15 protein-coding genes are annotated in these 17,958 nt (G+C 66.6%); 7 read left to right on the top strand and 8 right to left on the bottom strand.

The window, feature by feature from the left end:
• Positions 1 to 98: 98 nt before the first annotated feature.
• Positions 99 to 845: a VIT1/CCC1 transporter family protein gene (locus AC0NZN_RS10890; protein WP_474592558.1), complete on the top strand. Its 747-nt coding sequence runs from the start codon at positions 99 to 101 to the stop codon at positions 843 to 845.
• Position 846: 1 nt separating this feature from the next.
• On the opposite strand, the gene AC0NZN_RS10885 is transcribed toward AC0NZN_RS10890, so the two are convergent.
• From AC0NZN_RS10885 to dnaA, 7 genes are all read right to left on the bottom strand, one after another.
• A complete protein-coding gene (locus AC0NZN_RS10885) occupies positions 847 to 1,251 on the bottom strand; it encodes a DUF3566 domain-containing protein (RefSeq protein WP_474592328.1) in 405 nt (134 codons plus the stop codon).
• Positions 1,248 to 3,863 (bottom strand): DNA gyrase subunit A, encoded by a 2,616-nt coding sequence (gene gyrA / locus AC0NZN_RS10880; RefSeq protein WP_474592327.1) that lies wholly within the window; start codon positions 3,861 to 3,863, stop codon positions 1,248 to 1,250. The genes AC0NZN_RS10885 and gyrA overlap by 4 nt, the downstream gene beginning before the upstream one ends.
• Before the next feature lie 52 nt (positions 3,864 to 3,915).
• Positions 3,916 to 5,952, bottom strand: a complete 2,037-nt coding sequence (gene gyrB, locus AC0NZN_RS10875; RefSeq protein WP_474592326.1) for a DNA topoisomerase (ATP-hydrolyzing) subunit B — start codon at positions 5,950 to 5,952, stop codon at positions 3,916 to 3,918.
• Between the two features lie 123 nt (positions 5,953 to 6,075).
• Positions 6,076 to 6,570, bottom strand: coding sequence for a DciA family protein (locus AC0NZN_RS10870; RefSeq protein ID WP_474592325.1), 495 nt, complete (start codon positions 6,568 to 6,570; stop codon positions 6,076 to 6,078).
• Complete coding sequence (gene recF / locus AC0NZN_RS10865; protein ID WP_474592324.1) at positions 6,563 to 7,720, bottom strand: DNA replication/repair protein RecF; 1,158 nt, start codon at positions 7,718 to 7,720, stop codon at positions 6,563 to 6,565. Before recF ends, AC0NZN_RS10870 begins: the two co-directional genes overlap by 8 nt.
• A 61-nt stretch (positions 7,721 to 7,781) precedes the next feature.
• The gene (gene dnaN, locus AC0NZN_RS10860) at positions 7,782 to 8,933 is read right to left on the bottom strand and encodes a DNA polymerase III subunit beta (RefSeq protein ID WP_474592323.1); all 1,152 of its coding nucleotides are present in this window, start codon (positions 8,931 to 8,933) and stop codon (positions 7,782 to 7,784) included.
• A 493-nt stretch (positions 8,934 to 9,426) separates the two neighbouring features.
• Entirely contained in the window at positions 9,427 to 10,836 is a 1,410-nt protein-coding gene (gene dnaA / locus AC0NZN_RS10855) for a chromosomal replication initiator protein DnaA (protein ID WP_474592322.1), read from the bottom strand.
• 295 nt (positions 10,837 to 11,131) lie between these two features.
• Here dnaA and rpmH point away from each other — a divergent pair, with 295 nt between their 5' ends.
• The 6 genes from rpmH to rsmG are packed head-to-tail and all read left to right on the top strand — an operon-like array spanning position 11,132 to position 14,229.
• On the top strand, positions 11,132 to 11,269 hold the full coding sequence (rpmH, locus tag AC0NZN_RS10850; RefSeq protein ID WP_055952712.1) for a 50S ribosomal protein L34: 138 nt from the start codon (positions 11,132 to 11,134) through the stop codon (positions 11,267 to 11,269).
• A gap of 9 nt (positions 11,270 to 11,278) precedes the next feature.
• Positions 11,279 to 11,614, top strand: coding sequence for a ribonuclease P protein component (rnpA, locus tag AC0NZN_RS10845; RefSeq protein ID WP_474592321.1), 336 nt, complete (start codon positions 11,279 to 11,281; stop codon positions 11,612 to 11,614).
• The gene (yidD, locus tag AC0NZN_RS10840; RefSeq protein WP_474592320.1) at positions 11,611 to 11,967 is read left to right on the top strand and encodes a membrane protein insertion efficiency factor YidD; all 357 of its coding nucleotides are present in this window, start codon (positions 11,611 to 11,613) and stop codon (positions 11,965 to 11,967) included. Before rnpA ends, yidD begins: the two co-directional genes overlap by 4 nt.
• A gap of 3 nt (positions 11,968 to 11,970) precedes the next feature.
• Positions 11,971 to 13,062 carry a membrane protein insertase YidC gene (gene yidC / locus AC0NZN_RS10835; protein ID WP_474592319.1) on the top strand — a complete coding sequence of 364 codons (1,092 nt, stop codon included), beginning with the start codon at positions 11,971 to 11,973 and terminating at the stop codon, positions 13,060 to 13,062.
• A 23-nt stretch (positions 13,063 to 13,085) separates the two neighbouring features.
• Positions 13,086 to 13,595 (top strand): Jag family protein, encoded by a 510-nt coding sequence (locus AC0NZN_RS10830; protein WP_474592318.1) that lies wholly within the window; start codon positions 13,086 to 13,088, stop codon positions 13,593 to 13,595.
• Between the two features lie 10 nt (positions 13,596 to 13,605).
• Positions 13,606 to 14,229: a 16S rRNA (guanine(527)-N(7))-methyltransferase RsmG gene (gene rsmG / locus AC0NZN_RS10825; RefSeq protein WP_474592317.1), complete on the top strand. Its 624-nt coding sequence runs from the start codon at positions 13,606 to 13,608 to the stop codon at positions 14,227 to 14,229.
• A gap of 882 nt (positions 14,230 to 15,111) precedes the next feature.
• Here the strand turns inward: rsmG and AC0NZN_RS10820 are convergent.
• A complete protein-coding gene (locus AC0NZN_RS10820; RefSeq protein WP_474592316.1) occupies positions 15,112 to 15,261 on the bottom strand; it encodes a hypothetical protein in 150 nt (49 codons plus the stop codon).
• Positions 15,262 to 17,958: the final 2,697 nt, after the last annotated feature.

Genomic DNA, 17,958 nt, shown 5'->3' with positions numbered 1-17,958 from the left:
GAATCGGGCCCGCGGTGCGCACGCGTCAGCGCCGGGTCAGCACAGGCTCGCCTTCGTTGCCCCGGAATGGCGGCGGTGGTTGACTCACCCCTGTGAGCATGGAAGACGCGGCACACGCGAGCGAACCGCACGCCGGCGGCATCGGGCAGCGGCTGAACTGGCTGCGCGCGGGCGTCCTCGGCGCGAACGACGGCATCGTCTCCGTCGCATCCATCGTCGTGGGCGTGGCAGGGGCGACGCCGAATGTCGGAGCGCTCCTCACCGCGGGCCTCGCGGGCCTCATCGGAGGTGCGTTCTCGATGGCGCTGGGCGAGTACGTCTCGGTGAGCAGCCAGCGCGACAGCGAGAGGGCGCTGATCGAGAAGGAGCGGCGCGAGCTCGAGGAGATGCCCGAAGAAGAGCTCGCCGAGCTCACCCAGCTCTACCGCGACCGGGGGCTGAGCGAGGCGACCGCCCACCGGGTCGCCGTCGAGCTCACGGCCCACGATGCCCTCGCCGCCCACCTCGAGGTGGAGCTGCACATCGACCAGCACGACCTCGTGAGTCCGTGGCATGCCGCCCTGGCATCCGCGATCGCATTCACGGCGGGCGCGATCCTGCCGCTGCTCGCGATCCTGCTGCCTCCGCCCGAGTGGCGCGTACCGGTCACCTTCGTCGCGGTGCTGATCGCACTCGCACTCACCGGCACGCTCTCAGCGTGGCTGGGCGGCTCGTCCGCGCCTCGCGCGGTCGCGCGCCTAGTCATCGGCGGCGCACTCGCGCTGTTCGCGACCTGGCTCATCGGCACGCTGCTGGGCAACAGCGGCGTGGTCGCGGCGGCGCTGCGAGCCGCCGGCGTCAGTTGACTCAGTTCGAGGTGAACCCGACCAGCAGGCCACCGGTGATCTTCACCGCGAGGTTGTAGACGCCGGCGACGACAGCGCCCATCACGGTGATCACGATCAGGTTCAGGATGGCCACGATCGAGGCGAACGCCATCACCTGAGGCAGTCCCACGAACTGCGACAGCGTCACGCTGCCGTCGGAGAAGCTCTTGAAGAAGTCATCCATCTTCGCGATCAGGCCCGTGCCCTGCAGCACGAGGTAGATCAGGAAGAACATGACGATCGTCGCGATCGCGACGGCGACCGCCGCGAGGAAGCAGAGCTTCACGGCCGACCAGAAGTCGACGTAGACGAGGCGCAGGCGCACCTGCTTTGCGCTGGTGTTCGTGGAGGATTTTCTCGCCAGCTTGTCGGCTACCGTGCTCATGCGTCAGTACTCACTTCCGGGGTCTCAGGGGACGCGTCGGGTGCACCCGTTTCCGAGTCGGCGTCCGCCGACTCCTCCGCTGCGAGCGCTCGCTCGCCGTTCCGGGCGATGGCGAGGATGCGATCGTTGTCGTCGGCTCGCGCAAACACGACTCCCATCGTGTCGCGACCCTTGGCTGGCACCTCGGCCACGGCAGACCTTACCACCTTGCCGCTGGCAAGAACCACCAAGACCTCGTCGTCGTCGGACACGATGAGACCGCCCGCGAGAACGCCTCGCTCGTCGTTCAGCTTGGCGACCTTGATGCCCAATCCGCCGCGATTCTGCACGCGGTACTGGTCGACCGCGGTGCGCTTCGCATAGCCGCCCTCGGTGACGACGAACACGTAGCCGTCGTCCTGTGCGACCGATGCCGACAGCAGGCTGTCACCCGCGCGGAAGTCCATGCCCTTCACGCCGGACGTCGACCGACCCATCGGACGCAGCGCCGAATCGGTCGCCGAGAACCGCAGCGACATGCCACGGCGGCTGATGAGGAGGATGTCATCGCCCTCATCGACGAGCAGCGCGCTGACGACCTCGTCGTCCGGACCATCCTCGCCCTCGTCACCCTCTTCGGCGGCCTGCCCGCGGAGCTTGATGGCGATGATGCCGCCCTGTCGGTTCGTGTCGTACTCGGTGAGACGCGTCTTCTTCACGAGACCGCTGCGCGTGGCGAGCACGAGGTACGTCGCCACCGTGTAATCCCGGATGTCGAGGATCTGCGCGATCTCCTCCCCCGGCTGCAGCGCGAGGAGGTTCGCGACGTGCTGGCCCTTCGCATCCCGGCCAGCCTCCGGCAGTTCGTACGCCTTGGTGCGGTAGACGCGTCCCTTGTTCGTGAAGAACAGCAGCCAGTGGTGGGTCGTCGTGACGAAGAAGTGCTCGACGACGTCGTCGGCGCGCAGCTGCGCGCCCTTCACGCCCTTGCCGCCGCGGTGCTGCGAGCGGTAGTTGTCACTCCGGGTGCGCTTGATGTAGCCGTCACGGGTGACGGTGACGACGACCTCTTCCTCGGGGATGAGGTCCTCGACGGACATGTCTCCGTCGAAGCCGAACATGATCTGCGTGCGACGCTCATCGCCGAACTTGTCGACGATCTCGCTCAGCTCTGCGTGGATGATCTCGCGCTGCCGGCCCTCGTCGGCGAGGATCGCGATGTACTCGGCGATCTCGAGCTCGAGCTGGGCAAGCTTTTCGTTGATCTTCTGGCGCTCGAGCGCGGCGAGGCGGCGTAGCTGGAGGGCGAGGATGGCGTCTGCCTGCAGTTGGTCGACGCCGAGAAGTTCCATCAGGCCCTGGCGCGCGGTGTCGGCGTCCGGGGATCGGCGGATGAGCGCGATCACCTCGTCGAGCGCGTCGAGCGCCTTCACGTAGCCGCGCTGGATGTGCGCCTCGGCCTCGGCCTTGTTCAGCCGGAACTGCGTGCGGCGCACGATGACCTCGACCTGATGCACGAGCCAGTGGGAGATGAAGCCGTCGATCGACAGGGTGCGCGGCACGCCGTCGACGATCGCGAGCATGTTCGCGCCGAAGTTCTCCTGCAGCTGGGTGTGCTTGTACAGATTGTTCAGCACCACCTTGGCGACGGCATCCCGCTTCAGCACGATGACGAGACGCTGCCCGGTGCGGCCGGAGGTCTCGTCGCGGATGTCGGCGATGCCGGAGATCTTGCCGTCCTTGACGAGCTCCGCGATCTTGATGGCGAGGTTGTCCGGGTTGACCTGGTAGGGCAGCTCGGTGACGACGAGGCTCGTGCGGCCCTGGATCTCCTCGACGCTGACGACCGCGCGCATCGTGATCGAGCCGCGACCGGTGCGATAGGCGTCGTGGATGCCTTTCACCCCGAGGATCTGGGCTCCCGTCGGGAAGTCCGGTCCCTTGATGCGCTGGATCAGCGCCTCCTGCAGCTCCTCGTGGGTCGCCTCGGGGTGCTCCAGCGCCCAGAGGGCCCCTTCCGCGACCTCACGGAGGTTGTGCGGCGGGATGTTCGTCGCCATGCCGACCGCGATGCCGACGGAGCCGTTGACGAGCAGATTCGGGAATCGAGATGGCAGGACCGTCGGCTCCCGCGTGCGGCCGTCGTAGTTGTCCTGGAAGTCGACGGTGTCTTCCTCGATATCGCGCACCATCTCCATGGCGAGTGGCGACATCTTGGTCTCGGTGTACCGGTGGGCGGCGGCGCCGTCGTTGCCCGGTGAGCCGAAATTGCCCTGACCGAGCGCCAGGGGGTAGCGGAGCGACCACGGCTGCACCAGGCGCACGAGAGCGTCGTACACAGAGCTGTCGCCATGCGGGTGGAACTGGCCCATCACGTCGCCGATGACGCGCGTGCACTTGGAGAACGCGCGGTCGGGGCGGTAGCCGCCGTCGAACATCGTGTAGATCACGCGCCGGTGGACCGGCTTCAGGCCGTCACGGACGTCGGGCAGCGCGCGCCCGACGATGACGCTCATCGCATAGTCGAGGTACGACCGCTGCATCTCGAGCTGCAGATCGACCTGGTCGATCCTGCCGTGGTTGTGCTCGTCGGTGCCGGGGTCGGTGGCTTCGGGGCTGGTGTCGTCAGTCATGTGCTCTCGTCGATTCGGAAGGATCGGTCCTCAGGCGCGGAACGCGCGGCGATCAGATGTCGAGGAAGCGAACGTCCTTCGCGTTCTTCTGGATGAACGAGCGGCGGCTCTCGACGTCATCCCCCATGAGCGTCGAGAAGATCTCGTCCGCGGCGGCGGCGTCATCCATCGTCACCTGCAGCAGCGTGCGCGTGTCAGGGTTCATCGTCGTCTCCCACAGCTCCTGGTGGTTCATCTCGCCGAGACCCTTGTAGCGCTGGACGCCGTTCTCCTTCTGCAGACGCTTGCCGGCGGCCTGGCCGGCGGTCAGGAGCGCGTCCCGCTCGCGGTCGGAGTACACGTACTCGTGCTCGGCGTTCGTCCACTTGAGGCGGTACAGCGGCGGCTGCGCCAGATAGACGTATCCCATCTCGATGAGCCCGCGCATGTAGCGGAAGAGCAGGGTCAGCAGCAGCGTGGTGATGTGCTGGCCGTCGACGTCCGCATCCGCCATCAGCACGATCTTGTGGTATCGGGCCTTCTCGGGGTTGAAGTCCTCCCCGATGCCGGTGCCGAACGCGGTGATCATGGCCTGGATCTCGGCGTTGCCGAGCGCGCGGTCGAGGCGTGCCTTCTCGACGTTCAGGATCTTGCCACGCAGCGGCAGGATCGCCTGCGTCGCGGGGTTGCGTCCGGTCTTGGCCGAGCCGCCGGCCGAGTCGCCCTCGACCAGGAAGATCTCCGAGATGACCGGGTCCTTCGAGCTGCAGTCGCTGAGCTTGCCCGGCATCCCGCTCGTCTCGAGGAATCCCTTGCGCCGTGCCGTCTCCCGCGCCTTGCGGGCCGCCATCCGCGCACTCGCCGCGTCGATCGACTTGCGGATAATGCTCTTGGCCTGGGCGGGATTACGGTCGAACCAATCGCCCAGCCGATCGCCGACGACCTTCTGCACGAACGCCTTCGCCTCCGTGTTGCCGAGCTTCGTCTTGGTCTGGCCCTCGAACTGGGGCTCGGACAGCTTCACCGAGATCACGGCGGTGAGGCCCTCGCGCACATCCTCGCCCGAGAGGTTGTCGTCACGATCCTTGAGGAGGTTGTTCGCACGGGCGTACTTGTTCACGAGCGCGGTAAGCGCTGCCCGGAAGCCCTCCTCGTGCGTACCGCCCTCATGCGTGTTGATGGTGTTGGCGAAGGTGAAGACGTTCTCGGTGTAGCTCGTCGTCCACTGCAGCGCCATCTCCATGGCGATCTTGCGCTCCGTGTCCTCGGACTCGAAGTCGATGATCTCCTCGTTGACGACGTCGGCTCGGCGGATCTTGTTGAGGTACTCGACGTAGTCGACCAGTCCCCGCTCGTAGAGGTAGTTCTCCGACGGGGTGATGGGTGTCTCGTCCGGCCCGTCCGCGGGGTAGGCCGATTCAGGGCGCTCATCGGTCAGCGTGATGCTCAGTCCCTTGTTGAGGAACGCCATCTGCTGGAAACGGGTGCGGAGCGTGACGTAGTCGAAGTGCACGGTCTCGAAGATCGTGGGATCCGGCCAGAACGTGATCGTCGTGCCCGTCTCATCCGTCTCCTCGCCCTTCGCGAGGGGACCCATCGGCACCCCGCCGTCGCGGAACGACTGTCGCCAGACGTGGCCCTGACGCTTGACCTCGACATCCAGTCGGCGGGACAGCGCGTTGACGACCGACGAACCCACGCCGTGCAGACCGCCCGAGACCGCGTACCCGCCGCCGCCGAACTTTCCGCCGGCGTGCAGGACCGTGAGAACGACCTCGACGGTCGACTTCGAGGGATCGGAGGAATGCGGGTCGACCGGGATGCCGCGGCCGTTGTCGATGCAGCGGACGCCGCCGTCCTCGAGGATCGTGACGACGATCTCGTCGCAGTAGCCGGCGAGAGCCTCGTCGACGGAGTTGTCGACGATCTCCTGCACCAGGTGGTGGAGGCCCCGCTCACCCGTCGAGCCGATGTACATGCCCGGGCGCTTGCGCACGGCCTCGAGGCCTTCGAGCACCTGGATGGCGTCGGCTCCGTAATCGCTGCGAGGAGTGGGCTGCTGCGCCGAAGTATCGTCCTCGGGAACGCTTGCGGTGATGTCTGACGTCATAGGTGTTCGCGCTCTCCGATTCGTCCAGCGGCTGTGCTTCCATCCTATCGTGCCGGGAGGCGCACTGAACGGAAAAACGCCCGCTGACGCGTTGAAATCGGGCCCAGAGGCTGCTGAGGTGCCTCAGCCGTAGGTATCGCGTGGACCGCGGCCTGGAACGGCTCTGGTGCCCCATTTCCAGGAGGGGACGTCTGGTCCGAGAAACCGCAAGCTCTCCACACCCGCGTCGGGGAACCGTCGAAGGATCTCCGTGAGCACGTGCGCGCGGATCAGCTGGAGCTGCTTCGCCCAGGCCGTGGAGTCGCACTTGATGGTGAGCGTTCCATCGGTCAGGTCGACGGGATGCGTGTGCCTCGCGGTCTCCGCGCCGGCCACCTCGTCCCACCGGCGGACAAGATCCTCGCGTGACAGATGCGGCTCCCAGCCCGCGTCCCGGGTGAGCGCGCCCAGGACGTCGCCGATGCCTCTCGGGTCGCGACCTGGCATGAAGGGTTGCGCGTCGTCGTCGCCCGTCTTGCGTTTCCGCCGCTTGCGCCGGGCCGACGGCTCGAGGCCCCGCAGCCGCAGGTACGTTGCGATCGTCTCCGGGATCTCCGGCTCCGGCTCGGGTTCAGGCATCCTCGACCCCGAGGATCGTTCCTGCTTCGATGCGGATGACGCGACCCCGCAGGTTCGCCGGCACGTCCTGCTGAACGGCCGCGGTCACGATGACCTGCTCGAAGCCTGCGGCGATGTCGGCGAGGCGCGCTCGGCGATCGGCGTCCAGTTCGGCGAACACGTCGTCGAGGATCAGCACGGGGTCGCCGAGGAGCGACTCGGCGCGCAGCAGCTCAGCCGAGGCGAGCCGGAGCGCCAGGGCAACCGACCACGACTCCCCGTGCGAGGCGTATCCCTTGACCGGAAGCCCGCGCACGCGCAGAAGCAGGTCGTCGCGATGGGGACCGACGAGGGTGATGCCCCGCTCCAGCTCGGCCGTCCGCTTGGATGCGAGTGCCTGGCGGAACAGGTCGGCTGTCGACGCATCCGTCGTCCGATCGCCGTCCGCGCCCTCGCCCTCCTCCGGGTCGACCCCGCTCACCGAGAGGGCCCACTCGAGTTCGACCGCGTGGTCGGCTCCGGCGATGACGGTGTACGCGTCCGCAAGCGGCCGGGCGAGATCGGATGCGAGAGCGAGGCGCGCCTCGATCATCTGCGTCCCGAGGGAGACGAGCTTGTCGTCCCACACATCGAGGGTGGAGAGCGCATCGCCCTTCACGCCGCGCGCACGCGCGGACTTCAGCAACGCGTTGCGCTGGCGCAGCACGCGGTCGTAGTCGGCGAGAACGGCAGACATCCGCGGTGTGCGCTGCGCGAGCAGCTGGTCGCTGAAGCGGCGCCGTGCCGACGGGTCGCCGCGGACGATCTGCAGGTCCTCCGGCGCGAAGAGGACGACCTGTGCGTAGCGCGGCAGCTCGGTGGGACGCACATTCGCGCCGTTGACCCTGGCCTTGTTGGATCCCTGCCGATTGATCTGCACCTCGAGCCCGACATGGCGCGAGCCGTGGGCGAGGCGCGTCCGGATGATCGCGGCATCCGCTCCGTCACGCACCATCGGCGCGTCGGCCGATACGCGATGCGAGCCGACGGTGGCGAAGTAGGCGATGGCCTCGGCGAGATTGGTCTTGCCCTGACCGTTACGTCCGATGAACACCTGCGGTCCGGCGCCGAGCGTCACATCGGCGGCCGCATAGTTGCGGAAGTCGACGAGACTCACATGCTCCACGATCACCGGACAAGCCTAATGAAGCGCTCGGACGTCGAGCCGGTCGGCGAGGGTCCGCGGCGCGAGGTCAGCGCAGCAGCAGGTTGGGCTGCAGCAGGTACTTGAACGAGTCCTCTCCGCCCTTCTCCACCGACGTCTGCGGCGTGATCAGGACGGGGCTGAGCTTGTTCTGGTTCTCGTTCGAGGTGAACGTGATGCGCGTGAACTCGCTGCGGACCGCACCGAGCGCTTCGAGCAGGTACTGCGGGTTGAGGCCCAGCGTGACGTCCTCGCCCGTGAGCGTGGCATCGACCGACTCGGATGCGCGCGCCTGCTCGGTGCCCGAGGCATCCATCGACACACCCTCGGTCGTGAAGGTGAAACGCAGCGGAGCTGAGCGATCGAGGACGAGGGACACGCGGCGGACCGCTTCGATGAGGTCTCCCGTGTTGACCACGGCGTAATGGTCGGTCTGCTCGGGGAAGAGGCGACGCACGGGCGGGAAGTTGCCCTTGATGAGCAGGGAGGTGACTGTCTTGTCTCCGGCGGTGAACGCGATGATCTCGCGGTCGCCGGCGCCGGAGAAGGCGATGGAGATGTCGCCGCCGTGGGCGAACGTCTTGCCCACCTCCGTGAGGGTGCGTGCGGGGACGAGGGCCGTGGTCGTCTCGTCCGATGCGGCGCTCCCCCCGTCCCAGGGGATCTGGCGGAGTGCGACGCGATAGCGATCGGTCGCGACGAGGCTGAGGTGCGTTCCGCTGACCTCGAGCTGCACGCCGGTGAGCACCGGGGTGACGTCATCGCGGGATGCGGCGAATGCGACCTGTGAGATCGAGGTGCCGAAGTCCTCCGCCTTCACGAGGCCGGACTCGCCGGACACCTCCGGGATCGCCGGGTACTCCTGCACCGGCATGGCGGCGAGGGTGAAGCGCGCCGATCCGCAGGTGAGCAGGATCCCGCCGTCCTCGTCGACCGCGATCTGGATCGGCGCGTTGGGGAGCTTGCTCGCGATGTCGGCCAACAGCCGGCCGTGCACGAGGATCGTGCCGGGCTCATCGACGGTGGCCTCGATCGTGGTACGGGCGGATGCCTCGTAGTCGAACGCCGAGAGCGAAAGTCCGTCGTCGCTGGCCTGGATCAGCACGCCCGCCAGGATCGGCTGCGGATTCCGCTGCGGCAGGAGCTTGACCACGAATGACACGGCTTCGCTGAACACATCGCGATTGACGTGGAACTTCACGGGGCGCTCCCTCGACATCTGACTGGGCCTCCCATGCTAGTGCCCGACAGTGCCCGGATCGGAAGAGGCCCGGCTCGGGTCGGACCGACCCCGCCAGGGTGATCGAGCGGGGATGTATCTCTCTATCTCTGTCATCTTGTTAACAGTTGTGGAAACTGTGGATAAGTCCGTGGACAGTATGCGGCTCATGGGAACTACAAGCGTGTGACTTGTGGAAGACCTGCGGAATCACGCGGGTGCGACTCGAGGACCTCGCAATCCGTGTCATTCGGTTCTCCACAGGCTCCCGTCATTCGCTCACAGGGATTCGATGCTCGGTCCGAGTTATCCACAAGTTATCCACACTGTGAAGAACGGGCATGATCGTGCGCTGGAGCGGGTGTGTCAAGCCCGAAGGGCGCATGCGGGTAGACGCATGCGTCTGGTCGGGATCTGTGCGTTGCCTGAACGGCCGCTGAATGAGGCCTGTGGAGGGAAATGAGCCGCGACGGGCTCAGCGGCGGCCGAGCTGCGTGGTGATCTCGGTGACCTGGTTGTAGATCGAGCGACGCTCCTTCATCAGGTCGCTGATCTTCTTGTACGCGTACATCACCGTGGTGTGGTCACGGTTGCCGAAGAGCTGGCCGATCTTCGGCAGGGAGAGGCTCGTGCGCTCGCGACACAGGTACATCGCGATCTGGCGTGCCGTCGCGACGGCCTGCGAGCGACTCGAGCCGTAGAGGTCGTCGACGGAGAGCTTGAAGTAGGCCGCTGTCGCCGTGATGATGTCGGTCGGCGAGATGACGTTGGCGTCGTCCTGGTCGATGATGTCGCGCAGCACGGTCTGGGCGAGGGACATGTCGAGCGTCGAGCGGTTGAGGCTCGCGAACGCGGACACGCGGATGAGGGCGCCCTCGAGCTCCCGGATGTTCGACGAGACGACGGTCGCGATGTACTCGAGGACCTCGTCGGGGATCTGCAGGCGCTCGCTCTGCGCCTTCTTGCGAAGGATCGCGATGCGGGTCTCGAGGTCCGGCGCCTGCACGTCCGTGATGAGGCCCCACTCGAAGCGGCTGCGCATCCGGTCTTCGAAGCCCGTGAGATGCTTCGGCGGCACATCGCTCGTGATCACGACCTGCTTGTCGTGGTCGTGCAGCGTGTTGAAGGTGTGGAAGAAGGCTTCCTGGGTCTCGGCGCGGCCCTGCAGGAACTGGATGTCGTCGATCAGGAGGATGTCGACGTCGCGGTAGCGGGCCTGGAACGCGGAGCCGCGGTTGTTGGCGATGGAGTTGATGAAGTCGTTCGTGAACTCCTCGCTGGAGACGTAGCGCACGCGGATGCCGGCGTAGAGGCTCTGCGCGTAATCGCCGATGGCGTGGAGGAGGTGGGTCTTGCCGAGTCCGGAGTCTCCGTAGACAAAGAGCGGGTTGTAGGCCTTCGCCGGTGCCTCGGCCACGGCGACCGCCGCAGCGTGCGCGAATCGATTGGACTGTCCGATGACGAAGTTGTCGAACGTGTACTTCGGGTTCAGCCGGGTGTCGCTGCGGGAGGGCGTCTGCTCCACGGGCTCGGCGGCGACGGGTCGTGCGATGGGCGAATCCGCGATCGCGGCAGTGGATGCCACGGCGATCGTGGGCGCAGGGCTGTCGGTGAGGTCGGGATTGACCACGACGCGGAACGCGCTGACGACGGGCTCGGCATCCACGCGCTCGAGGGCCTCGAGGATCGGCGCGCGCATCCTCTTGTTGATCTGCGCGGCCGTGAGATCGTTCGGCACGTCGAGATAGAGCGTTCCCGCCATGACGCCCTGAGGGACGGCGAGGCTGAGGAACCCATGCAACTGCGGGGTGATCCGGTCGTCGTCGACGAGGACGTCGAGGACTGCCGTCCATACCGGAACGTCCGGAATCTCCTGCGGTGCCATTGCCCCCCCGGGTGTGTATGAACCACCGGGCCGACGGATGCCGAGTACCTGTGGATAACTGCCCGTGCCACGCTAGTCAGGGGTGCGCCGCAGAGCAAACTCCACTGTAGAACCGGGGTGCGTGTCCCTGCCAGGGGTTGCTCACAGGTTGTGGATAATGCATCACAGGGCTTCTCGGTTTGAGTTCTCAGCCGCGACGACGTAGCCTTAATCGGTTGACTTATGCCTGAACGGCAGTCCGTCCCGACCTTCCCGGAGCCGAGCCTTCCGGTGAGACCTGATCCGGAGTGATCCCATGAGCAAGCGCACCTTCCAGCCCAACAACCGCCGTCGTGCCAAGAAGCACGGCTTCCGCGCCCGCATGCGCACGCGCGCCGGCCGCGGCATCCTCTCGGCTCGCCGCGCCAAGGGGCGCACCGAGCTCTCGGCCTGAATCCACACGGTGCTGGCGCGGCCGAATCGTCTGACCCGCGGCGCGGACTATAAGGCAGTCGTCCGTCGGGGCCGTCGGCGCGCCGGGGCGAACGCCATCGTCTACGTGTCGGCATCCCGCGACGACGGCGCGACCCGCTTCGGCTTCATCGTGAGCAAGCAGGTCGGCGGCGCAGTCGTGCGCAACACCGTCCGGCGTCGTCTCAAGGCGATCTGCGCCGAAGCGCTCCCCTCGGTGGAGCCGGGCTCGGACATCGTTCTGCGCGCGCTGCCCGTCTCGGCTGGCGCATCCTTCCAGGACCTGCGCGCCGACGTGCAGCGCAGCCTTCCGCGGAGAGCCGTATGAGCAGCGCGAGTCTTCCCGCAGCGTCGAGGGGTGAGGGTCGGTTCTCGGCATCCGATCTGAGCGATTCCGTTCCGCTGCTTCCGCGTAACGCGGTTCTGGCGCTTCTGCACGGCTACCGCGCAACCATCTCCCACGCATACGGCGACGTGTGCCGTTACTACCCGTCCTGTTCCGCGTATGCGGTCGGTGCGGTCCAGCAGCACGGTGCTCTCAAGGGATCGATGCTGGCCGCTGCTCGGATCGCCCGATGCCACCCCTGGGCGGCCGGAGGGGTGGATGATCCGCCCGCGCACCAGAACTTCCGCTTCGAGCTCACGCCGCGCGGATACGTCGTCCCCCTGAGAAAGGACTGATCCTTGCCGGATCTCCTCGGAATCATCCTCTGGCCGCTGAAATGGGTGGTCGAGCTCATCCTCGTCGCCTGGCACGGCCTGTTCACCTTCCTCGGCATGCCGCCGGCGGATGGCCTGACCTGGGTGCTCGCGATCATCGGACTCGTGATCGTCGTTCGCGCGGCCCTGATCCCCCTGTTCGTGAAACAGATCAAGAGCCAGCGCAAGATGATGGAGATCGCGCCTGAGCTCAAGAAGATCCAGGAGAAGTACAAGGGCAAGCGCGATCAGCTCTCTCGTGAGGCGATGAGCCGCGAGACCATGGGGCTGTACAAGAAGAACGGCACCTCGCCCGTCTCCGGGTGTCTGCCGCTGCTCGTGCAGATGCCGGTCTTCTTCTCGCTGTACAGCGTCCTCAACGGGGTCTCCACGAATGCCAAGAGCGGACACGGCGGCGTCGGCCCGCTGACGCCCGAGCTCACACTGGAGTTCTACAACGCGAAGCTCTTCGGTGTCGCGTCGTTGCACGAGTCGCTCGTCGACACGATCAAGACCCAGCCGGTCGGGTGGCAGACCACGGTCACCATCATGGTCACCCTCGTCGTGCTGATGATCGCGTCGCAGTTCTTCACCCAGCTGCAGATCGTCTCTAAGAACCTCTCCCCCGAGGCCAAGCAGGGCCAGGCGTACCAGATGCAGCGCGTGATGCTCTACATCCTGCCGTTCGCCTTCGTCTTCTCGGGCATCTTCTTCCCGCTCGGCGTCGTCATCTACTGGTTCACATCGAACATCTGGACCGCGGTGCAGCAGTTCCTCGTCATCCGCAATCTCCCGACTCCGGGTTCGCAGGCCGCGAAGGAGCGGGAGGAGCGTCTGGCTCGCAAGGGCAAAGCCATCGACGCGAACGGCAAGATCGTGTCACTGGAGAGGTACCAGGCCGAGCAGCAGCGCCTGCTGGAGGAAGCGGAGAAGGCCCGTGCCGCGGCACCCAAGCGTCAGCAGCCGGTGAGCAAGCAGCGCGCGAAGAAGCAGGGGCAGAAGGGGCCGGCCACCGCGGGTGGCGGGTCGAGTCCGTCCGCGCGTGACACGGGCGCCGACAGCGCACAGACCTCCTGATCCATCGATTGTAGGAACGAGCTATGACCGACTCCCCCGTCACCACCGAGCCATCCGCCGAGGGTCAGGCGACCGTCGCACAACTGGAGCAGGAGGGCGACATCGCAGCGGACTTCCTGGAAGGGCTGCTCGACATCGCCGACATCGACGGCGATCTCGCGCTGGATGTCCGTGCGGGGCGCGCATACGTCTCGATCGAGGCCGAGGGCAGCGGCTCGCTGAGCCTGCTGTCGGAACCCGACACGGTGCAGGCCCTCCAGGAGCTGACGCGCATCGCGGTGCAGACGCGCACCGGCCGGTTCTCGCGGCTCATCCTCGACGTCGGCGGATCGCGGGATACCCGCGAGCAGCAGCTCGGGACGCTCGTGGACCGCGCGATTGCACGCCTGGACGAGGGTGCGTCCCAGGCGTCGCTCCCCGCCATGTCGAGTTACGAGCGCAAGCTGGTGCACGACATCGTGGCCGAGCGCGGCTATGTGTCGGAGTCGTACGGCGAGGGCGCCGATCGCCACACAGTGATCCGTCGCGGCTGAACCCTCCGGCATGTCGACTCTCGAACTCGAACCGTCCGAGGCGACGGATCTCTTCGGCGATCGCATCGATACCGCCCGCCAGTTCGTGGCGGCATTGGCGGCGCACGGCGAGGAGCGCGGGCTCATAGGCCCGCTCGAGCTTCCGCGGTTGTGGACTCGTCACGTGATGAACAGCGTCATTGCTGCACCACTGTTCTCGGGCCGTGTCGGCGATGTGGGCTCTGGGGCCGGGCTGCCCGGGCTGGTGCTGGCGATTGCCCGACCTGATGTCGAGTGGATTCTCATCGAGCCCATGGAACGGCGTGTGGCGTGGCTGAACGAGCAGGTCTCGGAGCTCGGGCTGGACAACGTCGAAGTCTTGCGGGCTCGTGCCGAAGATTGGCGACGCGGCCCAGTTCTGGATGCTGCGACCGCCCGTGCTGTCAGTGCGCTGCGTACCCTCATTCCACTGACCGCTCCCCTGGTTCGCGACGGAGGGCAGCTCATCCTGTTGAAGGGTGTGAACGCGGATGCCGAGATCACGGCGGCCGAGAAGCAGATCAAGAAGTTCCGGCTGTCGAACGTGATGGTCTCCGTGCTGGGCGAGGGTGTGATCGCGGAGCCGACGCGCGTCGTGACTGCGACGGTGCGCTGAATCCTCGAGTTGGCAGTCGAGGGGACCCGGCTCGGGTGTCTGGTGTTCGCGGGCGCTGTCGCGGAATGCATGGGACTGTGGGTTTGGGCCGGGAGGCGGCCTCGGGATGCCGTGTTTCACGTGAAACGTCTTTCTGCAGAGTAGGCGGCTGACCGCTGCTCAGGGGGTTAATCCTCTGCCCGGCTGCCAAGGCATGTCATGCGGCAGCGTGAGGGTCGAGCCGGCGTGAGTTCTTGATGCACACCGCGCGAGTCCCGCGGTCACCCACGATTCTCAAGCAGTCGCACTGTTTACCGAGGCTGCTCCGGCGCGGGGACACTGATCACGGGCAACGGCGGATGTTCCACGTGAAACGAGCGAGCCAGGTGCTCACACACAGACGCGCCCGCGTCCAGATCGACACCCTGTTGGTGGGGGCTTGTGGGTTCCGCGCTGGTCCAGTGTCGCCTACCCATGCCCGCGCACTGCGACCGCACCGCGCCCTGGTGGCTGCCTGACGGCAGGAGTCTTCTCCGACGCGGGAGTCGAATCGTCCGCGGGGTGGATGCAGCAGGGATGTTTCACGTGAAACGTAGTTACGTCCAGCATCGCCGCGGAGTCCTTCCGCTCTATGCAGGATCGACAGCTCGTGTCCCGGCCGCGATCAGGTCGGTGAGGGCCACGTCCTCTGGCTCGGTCTCGTGGAGGACGTTGGCGTGGTGCTGAGATGGTCGCTGTCTGCGCCGTCCCCGTCGTCGTACTCTTCGATCAGACGCCGCCGGCCGGCAGGGCAGTGCGGCGGTGTGAACGTGCCGACCCCGTCTGCCCCGCATGTGATCTCCTTCAGGCGATCCAGCGGTCCTTCGACCAGACGTGATGCTATCTCTGGAGCGGGGCTACGGCTCAGGCGAGCTGGACGTCGTGGGCGGTATCAGGCAGCTGATGGCACCGCGAATCGCAGGGCGCGAGCGCGCGCACGATCCCGTCGAATGGGCTCAGGGCGTGCTCGGTCTCGAGTCGGGTGAACATCACGCCGATGATCGAGGCGTCCATCGGCTCGGTTGTCCTTGTGACGTGCGCGATGGCCCCGCGCGTGAGATGCAGCTGGGCAGCGCCACCACTCCGCACTGGCGAGCACGGTCCGGATCTTGGCATTCAGCTGATGTGCGCGTCGGAGATGCAAGTGGCGCACAGCCCGGGACGATGCTCGCTCGGAGCGCGGGAGCGTGGTCCAGAAGGTCTGCGACTCCGTCGCCGCTCCCCCGATGCTCAGGCTCCCCCGTGCTCGACGGCCGTGATGTCGAGCGCGACCATGCGTCCGCTGCAGGATGCTGGGCATCCACTCACACGTACGCGGCCAAGCCAGCAGCGCCCCTTTGCGTGGGCGGTCCGTGTGTCGGCGCTCATAGTGCGCCTCGGCCGAACCGCGTTCTCTTGTCGCTCGGCATGAAACTGAACGGATGTTTCACGTGAAACAGAGGGAGTGGCGGAACACGCCGCGATCTGCAACTCGCGGCACCCTTGCGTGGAAGGTCCGCCTGCCGGCGCTCGTATTGGCGCGCCTGCTGTTCGCTCTGGGTCCTTGGTCAATCTTGCCGCTGGGCAGCAACTGAGCGGATATTCCACGTGAAACAGGGGGTGCGGGAACGTGCCGCGACCTTGCGGGGAGTCCAGGCGCAGCTGCTGAGTCCCCTTGTGATGAGTCTGGCGACGACGCGCGGTGCTCGTGCGCGGGAGGTGCCTGTGTCGGCGCTTGTGTTGTGCACCGCTGCCCAGTGTGGGTCTCTGCTCTTCTGCCGCCGCTGGGCAGCTACTGCACGGATGTTTCACGTGAAACAGAGGAAGTCGCGGAACTTGACATGACGTTGCAGAGAGACCAAGCCCGGTCGCGGAGCGACGTCGGGGCAAGTGTTGGGCCAGGACTAGCGGCGCTCGCGCACGGGAGGGTCCCTGTGGCGGCGCTGGTATTGGCGCCCGCCCTGCTCGCTGTAGATCTCTGCTCTTCTGCCGCTGGGCAGCAACTGCACGGAAGTTTCACGTGAAACTTCGGGTGTGGTGGAGCGTGCCGCGAACGTGCGAGGAGTCCTGGCGCGGTCCCAGGGTGAGCAGGGGGCGAGTGTGACGAGGACGCGCGGCGCGCTCGCGCGCGGGCGGTCCGGGTGTCGGCGCTCGTGCTGGTGCGCCGGAGTTCCCACCGTGGGTCTCCGTTCCGATGCCTGCGCGGAGGCCAATTGCATCGATGTTTCACGTGAAACAGAGGGGTCGCGCAAGGTGCCGCGGCCTGGCTGGGAGGTTCGGCGCGGTCGCGGAGCGACCTTGGGGCAAGTCTGGACCCCGACGCGCGGCGCTCGCGCAGAGGAGGTGCCTGTGTCGGCCCTGGTATCGGTGCCCGCGCTGTCTCACTGTGGTCCTCTGCCCTGTTGCCACTCTGCACCAGCTGGACGGATGTTTCACGTGAAACAGAGGGGCGCCGGAACGTGCTGCCGGCGTCCGGAGCGGCCCGGCGCGGTCACCGGGCCCCTTGCGATGAGTCTGGCGCGCGGCGCGCTCGAGCGCGGGCTGTTCGTGTGCCGTCGCTCGTGCGGGCGCGCCCGCTCCCACTCTGAGTCTCTGCTCCTTTGCCAGCTCGGCAACAACTCCACGGACGTTTCACGTGAGACAGAGAGTCGCAGAATCTGCCGCGGCCTGGCAGGGAGACCAGGCCCGTACGCAATGCGAAAACTCGTGGCGAACCTGAGGCAGGGCGCGCGGCGCGCTGGAAGAAGTATCCCGGGGGGGCGCGAGCCGAGCGCCCGCGAGCCTCACGCTCACGCCTTCGATTCCTGGTGGCACGAGTCGTATCGAAGTTTAGGACGTGAGCCTGACGGACTCGCGCGCCGACGTGCAGCTGTGCGCGCTCGCAGGTATGCGGATCCGACAGCGAGTGCTGGCCATTCCCCACGTTGAACAGGTCCCCCATCGTCTCTCGCACGAGCAGAGCGCGGCTCGAGCGGGCGCGGGTGTCTGGCGAGACGCTCCGTACCTGATGAGAAGCGGTCCTCAGCAGGGCAAGGTCATCGCTGACGCTCGTCCGCGCTGACGAACGCATCCAGAAGGACCGGATGTTTCACGTGAAACGGAAGGGCGTACACAGGATGGTCGCGGCATAGCCGAACCTCGGAGCCGCCCCCCAAGTCCATCAATTCTCGGCACCCGATAGCCGTGTCCATGTTCACCGGAGTCTTGCGATTCGACGATTGAGGCGGTCCCCTACCCCACCGAGTGGCCGGTGCGCGCATGGAGAGGAATACCGCGGCCCGCATCGCGCTCTCCTCGCCCGGCTCGGAGCATGCACCGTCGTTGGCGGGCTGCGATTCCGTTTCACGTGAAACAACGCCATGCGCGGGTCGACGAGCTCAGCGCGCGGAGTGAGCGCCGAGGTCGTCGCCCGCGTGAATTCGGCGATTCATCGGACTGAGCCGGCCAGTGGAAAAGGGTGACATACCGATCAGACCGTACTGATACCGAGACGGGTGTGCGACCCGGCGGGCCCACCGTGGTGGCAAGGAGCGAGGATGCAGCGACCACATCCCCCGACGCCGAGGTTCCGGCGGGGGGATGGACGGCAACGCCAGGTCGAGAGTTCATCTCATACCCGGTGAGTCGGTAGGGCAGTTCCAATCGGGAGACAGCGTCACGTGGTGGCGAGTGTGTTCCACGTGAAACGCGGCAGGCGGTGGGTATCCAGCAGAAACGACAACGCGCATCTCA

The organism is Microbacterium sp. sgz311019 (genome assembly GCF_056135325.1).
The sequence above is the reverse complement of the archived record's forward strand: the minus strand, read 5'-3'. Positions and strand labels throughout refer to the sequence as shown.